General features: G+C 68.7%; 9 protein-coding genes and 2 pseudogenes. 8 read left to right on the forward strand and 3 right to left on the reverse strand.

The genetic code is table 11. From position 1 onward, the window contains the following. The 7 genes and pseudogenes from F8271_RS32595 to polA all read left to right on the forward strand — a co-directional run. Window positions 1–450, forward strand: a pseudogene (locus F8271_RS32595) (hypothetical protein); the annotation flags it as partial. 208 nt (window positions 451–658) lie between these two features. Further along, window positions 659–1,825, forward strand: coding sequence for a branched-chain amino acid ABC transporter substrate-binding protein (locus F8271_RS25430; protein WP_151492352.1), 1,167 nt, complete (start codon window positions 659–661; stop codon window positions 1,823–1,825). Between the two features lie 110 nt (window positions 1,826–1,935). After that, window positions 1,936–2,886 (forward strand): branched-chain amino acid ABC transporter permease, encoded by a 951-nt coding sequence (locus F8271_RS25435; RefSeq protein ID WP_151492359.1) that lies wholly within the window; start codon window positions 1,936–1,938, stop codon window positions 2,884–2,886. Then, window positions 2,883–4,073, forward strand: coding sequence for a branched-chain amino acid ABC transporter permease (locus F8271_RS25440; RefSeq protein ID WP_151492353.1), 1,191 nt, complete (start codon window positions 2,883–2,885; stop codon window positions 4,071–4,073). Before F8271_RS25435 ends, F8271_RS25440 begins: the two co-directional genes overlap by 4 nt. Before the next feature lie 43 nt (window positions 4,074–4,116). Further along, on the forward strand, window positions 4,117–4,986 hold the full coding sequence (locus F8271_RS25445; protein ID WP_151492360.1) for an ABC transporter ATP-binding protein: 870 nt from the start codon (window positions 4,117–4,119) through the stop codon (window positions 4,984–4,986). Beyond that, on the forward strand, window positions 4,976–5,686 hold the full coding sequence (locus F8271_RS25450; RefSeq protein ID WP_151492354.1) for an ABC transporter ATP-binding protein: 711 nt from the start codon (window positions 4,976–4,978) through the stop codon (window positions 5,684–5,686). Before F8271_RS25445 ends, F8271_RS25450 begins: the two co-directional genes overlap by 11 nt. 31 nt (window positions 5,687–5,717) lie before the next feature. After that, complete coding sequence (gene polA / locus F8271_RS25455) at window positions 5,718–8,417, forward strand: DNA polymerase I (RefSeq protein WP_151492355.1); 2,700 nt, start codon at window positions 5,718–5,720, stop codon at window positions 8,415–8,417. Window positions 8,418–8,571: 154 nt separating this feature from the next. On the opposite strand, the pseudogene F8271_RS25460 reads toward polA, so the two are convergent. The 3 genes and pseudogenes from F8271_RS25460 to F8271_RS25470 form a co-directional block, all read right to left on the reverse strand. Beyond that, a pseudogene (locus F8271_RS25460) lies at window positions 8,572–8,916 on the reverse strand (DUF3140 domain-containing protein); the annotation flags it as partial. A gap of 105 nt (window positions 8,917–9,021) precedes the next feature. After that, a complete protein-coding gene (locus tag F8271_RS25465) occupies window positions 9,022–9,624 on the reverse strand; it encodes a Uma2 family endonuclease (protein WP_225854748.1) in 603 nt (200 codons plus the stop codon). 56 nt (window positions 9,625–9,680) lie between these two features. Further along, complete coding sequence (locus F8271_RS25470; RefSeq protein WP_151492357.1) at window positions 9,681–10,487, reverse strand: class I SAM-dependent methyltransferase; 807 nt, start codon at window positions 10,485–10,487, stop codon at window positions 9,681–9,683. Between the two features lie 397 nt (window positions 10,488–10,884). Here F8271_RS25470 and rpsA point away from each other — a divergent pair, with 397 nt between their 5' ends. Then, on the forward strand, window positions 10,885–12,384 hold the full coding sequence (gene rpsA / locus F8271_RS25475) for a 30S ribosomal protein S1 (RefSeq protein ID WP_151492358.1): 1,500 nt from the start codon (window positions 10,885–10,887) through the stop codon (window positions 12,382–12,384). Window positions 12,385–12,470: the final 86 nt, after the last annotated feature.

The following is a 12,470-nucleotide window of genomic DNA, read 5'->3' on the forward strand; positions in this document are numbered from 1 at the left end:
CGGTTGGCGCTGCCGGCCACCGGGGACGACGAGATCGTGCAGCGTCTCGTCCGGGTCGGGTCGGCGGTGTACGCCGTGGGGGTGCGGGGGAGCGGGTTCCAGGCGTGGGTGCGGGAGCCGGCGGGCGCGGCGTCGAGTGCCGGTACGTGGCGCGCCGTGGGGCGTTTCGGGGCGACGGGCACGGGCTCGGTGGCCGCCGTCGAGTCGGTGGCCGGCGCCGGCGCCGGCGCTGGTGGCGGGCTGCTGGCGATGACGGTGGCGGCCGGCGGGCATCGGCTGTGGCGGTCCACCGCGGGTGGCTCGTCGTGGGTGTCGGTGCCGCTGCCGGCGGACGTTGCCGCAGCTGGGGACACGTCCGCGGCAACCACTATCTGGGACGGCCGGTTGGTAATCACACTCGACGACGGAGTGGCGGCGAGGGTGTGGTTCGCGCCCTTGGGGGCCGTCTGACGGGTTGTCGACAGGTGCCGATGTGACATCTAAACGCGAGATTCCCCGCGTCTGGTAACGGTTGAGTCAATGCCGCCTACGACACCTTACGGTCAGTAGTGCTTCTGGGATAACGTCCCGCCCCAGACCGGGTGAACGGTCCGGTCCGTTGTCGCTTCGGCGTTCCGCCAGGCGACATCGGGCTTCTGGACGGAGGAGGGTTCCAGCCTTGAGGCAAAACTTCGTGCGCGTCCTCGGCAGCGTCGCCATCGCGGCGCTCATTGCCGGCGGCGCCAGCGCATGTAAAAAGGACGAGGGCACGTCGGACGGTTCCGCCAGCAAGGCGTGCGACCTCAAGATCGGTTTCTTCGGTGCGCTCTCCGGCGCCGACGCCGGCCTGGTCACCCCGATGAAGCAGGGTGCCGACCTGGCCGTGGAGAAGTACAACGCGGAGAACGCGGACTGCAAGGTCACCGTTCAGGCGTTCGACTCGCAGGGCAAGGCCGACCTGGCCGGTGGTCTGGCGACCAGCGCGGTGGCCGACACGAAGATCGTCGGCATGGTCGGCCCGGCGTTCTCCGGTGAGAGCGAGGTCGCGCTGCCGATCTTCGACACCGCGGGTCTGTCGAGCATCAGCCCGTCGGCCACGCGGCCGAGCCTCTCGACGAAGGGTTGGAAGGTCTTCCACCGGGGTGTGGGTAACGACTTCTCCCAGGGCCCGGCGATCGCCAGCTACATCAAGAACGTGCTGAAGTCGGACAAGGCGTTCGTCATCGACGACCAGTCGGCGTACGGCGCGGGTCTGGCCGACGAGGCCAAGAAGGTCCTCGGCACGGCGGTCATCGGCACCGACAAGGTCGTCGACAACGCGCAGGAGTTCGGTGCGCAGATCTCCAAGGTGAAGACCAGCGGCGCGACGGTGCTGTTCTACGCGGGTTACACCGAGGAGGCGGCGCCGTTCCTGAAGCAGCTGCGGGCTGCGGGCTGGACCGGCACGTTCATCGGTGGCGACGGCATCAACGACGCCAACATGCTGTCGGTGGCCGGTCAGAAGGACGTCGAGGGCACCATCGCCACCTGCCCGTGTGGCCCGGCGACCGCGGCCAAGGGCACCTTCGTGACCGACTTCAAGGCCAAGTACAGCGTCGACCCGGGCGTGTACGCCGACGTGTCGTTCGACCTGGCCAACATCTACCTTGAGGCGATCAAGGCTGGCAAGACCACCCGCGCCGACATCCAGGCCTTCCTCTCCACCTACAACAAGGCCGGTTCCGCTTCGGGCGTGACCTACAAGTGGGAGCCGAACGGCGAGCTGGACCCGGCTCAGGTCAAGGTGTGGGCCTTCAAGGCGACCGCCGGTGCGTGGGCTCCTGATGTGGAGATCCCGAAGGCCTGATCCCTTTCTGGGTCACAGGTTTGAGGGCGTGACGAACAGAGTTGTTTCGATGCGGCCGGGGTGTGCAACTCCGGCCGCATCGGCTAAACGCAACACCCTTCGGAGCATCGGTGGACTTTGCAGAACTCGTCCGGGGCTTCCCGGAACTGACCACAACCGGGTTGGTGCAGGGTGCGATCTACGCACTCATCGCCCTCGGCTACACCCTCGTCTACGGCGTACTTCGCCTGATCAACTTTGCGCACTCCGAGGTCTTCATGATCGGCACGTTCGGTGCCATCTGGACCTGGGCGGCCTTCGGGCTCGACAGCAACAGCGGCGCTCCGTCGGTGGGCCGCTCGCTGCTGCTGATCGCTTTGGCGATCGTGGCAGCGGCGCTGCTGTCCGGCAGCGTCGCCCTGCTCATCGAGGTCACCGCCTATCGGCCGCTGCGCCGGCGCAACGCGCCGCCGCTGGCCTTCCTGATCACGGCCATCGGCGCGTCGTACGCCCTGATGGAGCTGATGGGGACGTTGACCCAGCGGCGTCAGATCGGCTCGCCGGCCCTGCTGCCCGCCGACACGTTGTTCAGCATCGGCGGCTGGAGCGTCACGCCCGTGCAGATGCTGACGTTGAGCGTGGCCATCATCATGATGGTCGGGCTGGACTGGTTCGTTAACCGCACCCGCTTCGGCAAGGGCATCCGCGCGGTCGCGCAGGACGCCAACACCGCTGCCCTGATGGGCGTCAACAAGAGCCGCGTGATCGCGCTGGTCTTCGTGCTGGGCGGTCTGATGGCCGGTGTGGCCGCTGTCTTCAGTGACATGAAGAGTGGGAACACCCGCTACAACATCGGCTTCCTGCTCGGCCTCAAGGCGTTCTCCGCCGCGGTGCTGGGCGGTATCGGCAATCTGCGCGGTGCGGCGATCGGCGGCATCATGCTCGGTCTGGTCGAGAATTACGGTTCGGCGCTGTTCGGCTCGCAGTGGCGGGACCTCATCGCCTTCGTCGTGCTGATCGTCCTGCTGATGTTCCGGCCGACCGGTCTGCTGGGCGAGTCGTTGGGGAGGGCGCGGGCATGACCGCTCTGCGAGAGCGTTGGCACTCCGCTTCGAGTGCCTTCGGTCGGCGGGTCGACGGGCTGCCGAAGTCCGCCCGGATCACCGGGTTGCTGGCCTTCGTCGCCTTCCTCTACGTCCTGCCGAACAAGTGGTTCTACGAGTACCTGAACATTCCGGGTGTGTGGATTCCGCTCTACACCACGCGCAACGACATGGCGGCGGTGCTGTTCTACTGCGCGTGGATCGTGCTGCTGTCGCTCGGTCTGAACGTGGTGGTGGGGTACGCGGGTCTGTTGGACCTGGGGTTCTTCGGCTTCTTCGCGGTCGGCGCGTACACCGTGGCGTTGTTGACGTCGCCGGAGAGCAAGCTCATCACCGAGTACAACTGGCTGGAGAGCCCGTGGCCCTGGTTGGTCACGGTGCCGATCGCGGTCGCGCTGGCACTGCTGTCCGGTGTGCTGCTCGGCGCGCCGACCCTGCGGCTGCGCGGTGACTACCTGGCGATCGTGACCCTCGGTTTCGCGGAGATGATCCGGATCATCGCGAAGAACCAGGACTGGATCCTCAACGGTGACCGGGGCATCCCGCAGGTGGCGCACCCGCCGGGCAAGTACCCGGACGGGTCGGCCATCTTCCAGTTCGAGTTCAAGCCGTACTACTGGCTGCTGCTCACCGTGATCATCGCTGCCGTCTTCCTGATCCGGAACCTGGCGAACAGCCGGGTGGGTCGGGCGTGGGTCGCGATCCGTGAGGACGAGGACGCGGCGGAGCTGATGGGCGTGCCGACGTTCCGCTTCAAGCTGTGGGCGTTCGCGATCGGCGCGGCGGTCGGTGGTCTGTCCGGCACGTTGTGGGCCGGTCAGGCGAACTTCGTCAACTCGTCGACGTTCTCGTTGGAGAATTCGATTCTGGTGTTGGCGGCGGTTCTGCTCGGTGGTGCGGGCAGCATCGGCGGTGCGATCCTCGGTGGCTTCCTGGTCATCTACATTCCGGAGTGGCTGCGGTCGGTGGGTGACGTGTTCGGCCTGCCGGAGACGGCCACCGTCTTCGGTAACGACTTCGACGTGAGCCCGACGTCGTTGCGCTACTTCATCTTCGGGATTCTGCTGATCATCGTGATGATCTTCCGACCGCAGGGTCTCTGGCCGAACCGGCGGCGGGCCGCCGAGCTCAAGGACCGGCAGAAGGAGGTGGCTGTCGTTGAGTGAGCCACGGATGGGCAGCGAGCGCGACGCCACCAGCGAGCGCGACATGGCGATCGACGCGCGGACGACGGTGGGTAGCCCGCCGGAGACCTCGTCGACGCCGGACGAGAGTGCCGGCGAGCCGGCCCCGGCGGTCGACGGTCGTAAGCCGCTGTTGGAGGTCGACCACGTCACGCTGCGGTTCGGCGGCGTGGTGGCCCTCAACGACGTCAACTTCACCCTCTACGAGGGGGAGATCCTCGGGCTGATCGGTCCGAACGGCGCGGGCAAGACGACCTGCTTCAACGCGATGACGGGCGTCTACACCCCGACGACCGGGCAGATCCGGTTCCGGGGCGAGAAGGTCAGCGGCCGCAAGCGGTTCCAGATCACCAAGCTGGGCATCGCGCGTACCTTCCAGAACATCCGGCTCTTCCCGGAGATGACGGCACTGGAGAACGTGCAGGTCGGCGCGGACGCCAACCACAAGACCAGCGTCCCGAGCGCCCTGCTGCGGCTGCCGCGGCACTGGCGGGAGGAGCGGCAGGGCAAGGAGAAGGCCCGCGAGCTGCTGGACTTCGTGGGCATCGAGGGTCGCGCCGGCGACCTGGCCCGCAACCTGTCGTACGGTGACCAGCGCCGTCTGGAGATCGCGCGAGCCCTGGCGACCGATCCCACGCTGCTCTGCCTCGATGAGCCGGCCGCCGGCTTCAACCCGGCCGAGAAGGTGGCCCTGCTGCAGCTGATCCGCAAGATCCGCGACTCGGGGGTCACCGTCCTGCTGATCGAGCACGACATGCGACTGGTCATGGGTGTGGTGGACCGGCTCGTGGTGCTGGAGTTCGGGCAGAAGATCGCCGAGGGGTCGCCGGCCGACGTGCGCGACGACCCGAAGGTGATCGCGGCCTACCTGGGAGGTGTCGAGGATGCTGCTTGAGATCGACAACCTGAAGCTGCTCTACGGCCGCATCGAGGCGTTGCACGGCATCAGCCTGCACGTGGAGCAGGGCGAGATCGTGGCCCTGATCGGCGCGAACGGCGCCGGCAAGACCACGACCATGAAGGCGATCTCCGGGCTGCACGCCATCTCCGGCGGCAGCATCCGGTTCGACGGCACCGACGTCAGCCGGCTGCGCGCCGACCTGCGGGTGATCCGAGGGATCGGGCAGTCGCCGGAGGGCCGTGGCGTCTTTCCGGGTATGACCGTCCTGGAGAACCTGGAGATGGGGGCCTACACCCGCAGGGACAAGGCGGACATCGCCAAGGATCTGGCAATGGTGTTCGACCTGTTCCCGCGGCTGCACGAGCGTCGCAAGCAGGCCGGTGGCACGCTCTCCGGCGGTGAGCAGCAGATGCTCGCGGTGGGTCGCGCGTTGATGACCCGTCCGAAGCTGCTGCTGCTGGACGAGCCGTCGATGGGGTTGGCGCCCAAGTTGATCCAGCAGATCTTCGAGATCATCACCCGGATCAACGAGCAGGGCACCACGATCCTGCTGGTCGAGCAGAACGCCCAGCAGGCGCTGTCCCGGGCGCACCGGGGGTACGTGCTGGAGACCGGCCGGATCGTCAAGGAGGGCACCGGCCAGGAGCTCCTGCACGACCCGGCGGTCAAGGAGGCGTACCTCGGCGTGGCCTGAGTTACCCGTGCGACGGACTAGAGTCGCTGCCGTGACAGCTACGACGCCGCGCCTGCTTCTCGTCGACGGACATTCCCTGGCATACCGGGCTTTCTTCGCCCTGCCGGTGGAAAACTTCTCCACCACGACGGGTCAGCCGACCAACGCGGTCTACGGCTTCACCTCGATGCTGATCAACGTGCTGCGCGACGAGCAGCCCACCCACATCGTCGTGGCCTTCGACGTCTCCCGCCGCTCGTTCCGCACCGAGAAGTACGCGGAGTACAAGGCCGGCCGCAGCGAGACCCCGACCGACTTCAAGGGTCAGGTCAGCCTCGTCAAGGAGGTCCTGGCCGCGCTGCAGATCCCGGTGGTCGAGATGGAGGGCTACGAGGCCGACGACATCATCGCCACGCTCGCCTGCCAGGCCCGCGACCAGGGCATGACGGTGCTGATCAGCAGTGGTGACCGGGACGCGTTCCAGCTGGTCGGCGACCAGGTCACCGTGCTCTACCCGCGCAAGGGTGTCTCCGACCTGGCGCGGATGGACCCGGCGGCGATCGAGGCGAAGTACGGCGTCGGGCCGCAGCAGTACCGCGACCTGGCCGCGCTGGTCGGCGAGACCAGCGACAACCTGCCCGGCATCCCGGGCGTCGGCCCGAAGACCGCCGCCAAGTGGATCACCACCTACGGCGGCGTGGAGGGTGTGATCGCCCGCGCCGACGAGATCAAGGGCAAGGCCGGCGACAGCCTGCGCGAGCGGCTCGCCGACGTGATCCGCAACTACGAGATCAACCGCCTCGTGTCCGACCTGGAGCTGCCGCTGCGCCCGGAGGACACCCGGTGGACCGGTTGGGACCGGGAGGCGGTGCACCAGGTCTTCGACACCCTGGAGTTCCGCATCCTGCGCGACCGCCTCTACCAATATCTGGAGGCCGTCGAGCCGGAGGCCGAGTCCGGGTTCGACCTCACCGGGGCGGTGCTCACCGAGCCCGGCGCACTGGCCGGTTGGCTGGCCACCCACGCGCACGCCGGCACACCGGTCGGCTTGGCGGTCACGCTCGACACCGGCCCCAACCGTCGGCACACCGCGTCGATCACCGGTCTGGCCCTGGCCACCGCCGGTGGCGCGGCGGCCTGGGTCGACCCGGCCGGGCTCGACGCGACCGACGAGGGCGCCCTGGCCGGCTGGCTGGCCGACGCGCAGCGGCCCAAGGTGCTGCACGACAGCAAGCCCGCCGTGCTGGCCTGCGCCGCGCACGGCTGGGAGTTGGCCGGCATCCAGCGCGACACCCAGATCGCCGCGTACCTGGCCCGTCCCGACCAGCGCTCCTACGACCTGACCGACCTGGCACTGCGCTACCTGCACCGGGAGCTGCGCGTCGACGTCCCGGAGTCCGGCCAGCTGACCCTCGACGGGCTGGGTGACGAGGGCGTGGTCGAGCAGAACCTGATGCTCCAGGCCCGCGCCACCCTCGACCTGGCCGACGCGATCGACGCCGAGCTGTCCCGCGACGGTGAGCAGTCCGCCCGGCTGATGGCGGGGGTGGAGCTGCCGCTGATGCGGGTCCTCGCCGGCATGGAGCGCACCGGCATCGCCGCCGACACGCACTACCTCTCCGAGTTGGAGGCGCACTTCGCCGCCGAGGTGAAGGCCGCCGCGCAGGGCGCGTACGAGGCGGTGGGTCGGGAGTTCAACCTGGGCTCGCCCAAGCAGCTGCAGGAGATCCTCTTCACCGAGCTGGGCCTCCCCAAGACCAAGAAGATCAAGACGGGGTACACCACCGACGCCGACGCCCTGCAGTGGCTCTACGCCCAGCAGCCGCACCCGGTGCTGGCCCACCTGCTGCGCCACCGCGACGTCGCCAAGCTCAAGTCGACCGTGGACGGTCTGCTCAAGTCGGTCTCCGACGACGGCCGCATCCACACCACGTTCAACCAGACGGTGGCGGCCACCGGGCGGCTCTCCTCCACCGAGCCCAACCTGCAGAACATCCCGATCCGCACCGAGGAGGGCCGGCGGATCCGCCGGGCGTTCGTGGTCGGCGAGGGGTACGAGTGCCTGCTCACCGCCGACTACAGCCAGATCGAGATGCGCATCATGGCGCACCTCTCCTCCGACGACGCGCTGATCGACGCGCTCAACTCCGGCGCCGACTTCCACGCCGCCACCGCGTCGTCGGTGTTCGGGGTGCCGGTCGACGAGGTCACCCCCGACCAACGTCGCAAGATCAAAGCGATGAACTACGGCCTGGCGTACGGGTTGAGCGCGTTCGGTCTGTCCCAGCAGCTCGGCATCAACGCCGAAGAGGCGCGCGGGCTGATGGAGAACTACTTCGCCGGTTTCGGCGGGGTGCGCGACTACCTGCACCAGGTGGTCGCCCGGGCCCGCCAGGACGGCTACACCTCGACCATCCTCGGTCGCCGCCGCTACCTACCGGACCTGGTCAGCGACAACCGCCAGCGCCGCGACATCGCCGAGCGGATGGCCCTCAACGCTCCGATCCAGGGCTCGGCGGCCGACATCATCAAGGTGGCGATGCTGCACGTCGACACCGCGCTGGGCGACGCCGGGCTGCGCTCGCGGATGCTGCTGCAGGTGCACGACGAGCTGGTCTTCGAGGTCGCCCCCGGTGAGCGCGAGGCGCTGGAGGCGCTGGTCCGGCGCGAGATGGGTGGGGCGTACCCGCTGTCGGTGCCGCTGGAGGTGTCGGTGGGCGAGGGCCGGGATTGGAACAGCGCGGATCACTGATCCTCTGGTCGGTGCGGGGGTTCCGGGGCAGCCCGACCCACTCCGTGCGGTCAGGCGTGATCCCTGCGTGGGTCGGGCTGCCCCGGAGGCACTCCGGGCCCGTTGCTGCCGGCCGGCGCCTCGGTGTGCTCGTGGGACGCTGGCCTGCGGTTTACTTCATGGGGTCGTGGCCCCAGTTCATGAGGGACCAGCGCCACTTCGTGTCGCGGACGTTGCCGGACGGGCGCTGGGCCATGTGCCGGCGCACGTAGCCGACCACCTTGCGCATGTGCTTGTAGTCGCCGTCGGACAGGTCGGTACGTTTCCGGCGCAACAGGTTGATGATCTTCCGGCCGGATTCGTGCCCGACCGACTCACCACCGCCGGATCGGCCGCCCTTGTGCCAGCCGACCTGTTTCGACTCGTCCGTCTCCAGCCAGGTGGACAACTCACCGGGCTTCATGTTCACCGCCTCGGTGAACTCCCGGTAGGTGTCCCGGCCGTCGTCACCTCTGCTCATGACGCGGCACCCCGGGGCGGTGGGCCGACCAGGAGACGTGGTCGCCCTTGTGGAACCTCTGTTCGGCCATGCCCTCGGCTACCCGACCCCGTTGCGGCGAAACGACTACGGGGTTATCTCGGCGATCGGCAGTTTGATGTCGAACGGCTCGGTCATCTCGACCACGTCGGCGCCGTCGGCGACCAACTCGTACTGTCGCTCACCGCCGGGCCCGACCCGATCGCCGATCCGGTACGCGTAGACGTGCATCGGATCCTGCTCGATCCGCCAGAAGAACGGAATGCCGGCGGCGGCGTACTCCCCGGGTTTCGCGAATCGGTCGATCCGTCGCGTGCCGGGCGAGACGATCTCCACAGCGAGCACGACATCCTCGGACCGCAGGATGGAGCGGGCGGACGCCACGCCGGCACGATGCAACAGCACGTCGGGTTGTCGGCTCGTGTTGTGGCTGAGCCGCACGCCGATGGCCTGGGCGACACCGAGGTGCTGCGGCGCATGGTTGTGCAGCCAGAGCCACAGCAGGCTGGAGATGTTCTGATGGCCCAGGGTGGGGGAGGGTGTCACCTGGATAACTCCGTCGACGAGTTCGACGCGGGGGGCGTCGTCCGGCAGGGTGAGCAGGTCCTCCAGCGTGTAGTCGGCACGCTGCTGCCGCATCGGGTCCGGACACCAGGGGCCAGGTGATGTCGGGATGGGCTCGGCGCTCATGGGGCGAGCCTACCGGCGGTCGATGTGACGCAGGGCGGACCGCGGGTGCGACGCGCTCACGCTTGGGGCTTCTCGGTGACGAAGATGGCGGTGCCCGGGAAGAGTCGTCCGCGCAGCGGGCTCCACTGCCCCCAGATCCCCTCGTGCCCCTGCGGCCACTCCGGCTCCACCAGGTCCAGCAGCCGGAACCCGGCGCCGACCAGCTCGCGGATCCGGTCGCCGAGGGTGCGGTGCTGCTCGACGTAGGTGGCCACGCCGGATTCGTCCTGCTCCACGTACGGGGAGCGGTCGAAGTACGAGTGCACGGCCGTCAGGCCGCCCTCGCCGGGGTCGTCGAGGAAGATCCACCGCATCGGGTGGGTCACCGAGAACACCCACCGGCCACCCGGGCGCAGCACCCGGTGCACCTCGGCGAGCAGCGCCGCCGAGTCGTCCACGAACGGGATCGCGCCGAACGCGGTGCAGGCCAGGTCGAACGACCGGTCGGCGAACGGCAGGGCGAGGGCGTCGGCCTGCACCAGCGGTACGCGTACCCCGGTGCGGTCGGCGGCCTCGGCGGCGTGCCGCAACATGCCGGCGGACAGGTCGACGGCGACCGGTCGGGCGCCCTGGGTGGCGAGCCAGCGGGCGGCGGCCGCGGCGCCGGCGCCCACCTCCAGCACCCGCCGCCCCGACAGGTCGCCGAGCAGCCGGGCGTCGGCCTCGCGCAGGCCCTCGGGGCACCAGACGAAGTCCACGTCGCCGAGGAACGCGCCGTGCTCGGCCTGGTAGTCGTCGGCGTCGGTGTCCCACCAGCCGCGGTTGGCGCGCCGAACCTCGGCGTCACCCACCCGGCGCCGGGTCACCCGGCTGTCGTCATCCACGCGCCCACGCTAGGCCCCACCCACCCGGTGTGGGGCGGCGGCGCGTCCACGATCTGCGCGACGCCCTTCGCGAGGGGGCGGCCAACAGTGCCTCTGGGGCCGGTGTGACGCACGAGACAGCAGGGACGGATTCCGGGCGATTGTTCGGCTTTCGCAGGTCATCGCATCCAGAGAAGCCGGGAGGGCTTGCACGCTGTGGTAATGCGCACGGTAGGCTAGACGATGCGCTCGCGGATCGCGTTGCCTCGGCAGGGAGCAGGTGCGCGGTCGACGGAACCACATCATGATCTCACTAGGCGATCGTTCGGTGTGCCCGGCGACGGATCCGCTGGCGCGAACAGGTCACCGCGACACACCAGCCTGCTGTGACAACCCACCGACCGGAGCAACCGCCCACATGACGAGCAGCATCGAGGCCCCCTCGAGCGCCACCCGGGTCACCCACGACGATCTCGGTTCCGAGGAGGCTTTCCTCGCCGCGATCGACGAGACCATCAAGTACTTCAACGACGGCGACATTGTCGAAGGCACCGTCGTCAAGGTCGATCGGGACGAGGTCCTGCTCGACATCGGCTACAAGACCGAGGGTGTCATCCCCTCTCGGGAGTTGTCGATCAAGCACGACGTGGACCCCGCCGAGGTTGTGACGGTTGGTGACCACATCGAGGCCCTGGTCCTCCAGAAGGAGGACAAGGAGGGTCGTCTGATCCTCTCCAAGAAGCGGGCACAGTACGAGCGGGCCTGGGGCACGATCGAGAAGATCAAGGACGAGGACGGCGTCGTCCGCGGTTCGGTCATCGAGGTGGTCAAGGGCGGCCTCATCCTCGACATCGGGCTGCGCGGCTTCCTGCCCGCCTCCCTGGTCGAGATGCGTCGTGTGCGCGACCTGCAGCCGTACGTCGGGCGGGAGCTCGAGGCCAAGATCATCGAGCTGGACAAGAACCGCAACAACGTGGTCCTGTCCCGCCGGGCCTGGCTGGAGCAGACGCAGTCCGAGGTGCGCACCGAGTTCCTCAACAAGCTGCAGAAGGGCCAGGTCCGCAAGGGCGTCGTGTCCTCGATCGTCAACTTCGGCGCCTTCGTGGACCTCGGCGGCGTCGACGGTCTGGTGCACGTCTCCGAGCTGTCCTGGAAGCACATCGACCACCCGTCCGAGGTCGTCGAGGTGGGCCAGGAGGTCGAGGTCGAGGTCCTGGACGTCGACCTGGACCGCGAGCGCGTCTCCCTGTCGCTGAAGGCGACGCAGGAGGACCCGTGGCGGCAGTTCGCCCGCACCCACGCGATCCAGCAGATCGTGCCGGGTAAGGTCACCAAGCTGGTTCCGTTCGGTGCGTTCGTCCGGGTGGACGACGGCATCGAGGGCCTGGTCCACATCTCCGAGCTGGCCGAGCGCCACGTGGAGATCCCGGAGCAGGTCGTGCAGGTCGGCTCCGAGGTCATGGTCAAGGTCATCGACATCGACCTGGAGCGCCGCCGGATCTCGCTGTCGCTCAAGCAGGCCAACGAGGGCTTCGTCGAGGGCGAGGAGCACTTCGACCCGACCCTCTACGGCATGGCCGCGACGTACGACGCCGAGGGCAACTACATCTACCCGGAGGGCTTCGACCCGGAGACGGGCGAGTGGCTCGAGGGGTACGACAAGCAGCGCGAGACCTGGGAGAACCAGTACGCCGAGGCCCGTCAGCGTTGGGAGGCCCACACCAAGCAGGTGCAGACCTCTCGTGCCGCCGACGCCGAGGCCGCTGCCAACCCGGCTCCGGCCGTCCCGGCCGCCGGTGGCACCACCTCCTCCTCGTCCAGCCCGGCCCCGAGCCGGCAGGCCGAGGAGCCGGCCGGCACGCTGGCCACCGACGAGGCGCTCGCCGCACTGCGGGAGAAGCTCGCCGGCGGTAAGTGACCCGCTGAACGACGACAGGCCCCGTCCCCCGCGATCTTCGGATCGCCCGGGGGCGGGGCCTTCGCCGTGCCTGCTGCCCCAACTCG

Origin of the sequence: Micromonospora sp. ALFpr18c, assembly GCF_008868155.1 — a bacterium.
GTDB lineage: Bacteria > Actinomycetota > Actinomycetes > Mycobacteriales > Micromonosporaceae > Micromonospora.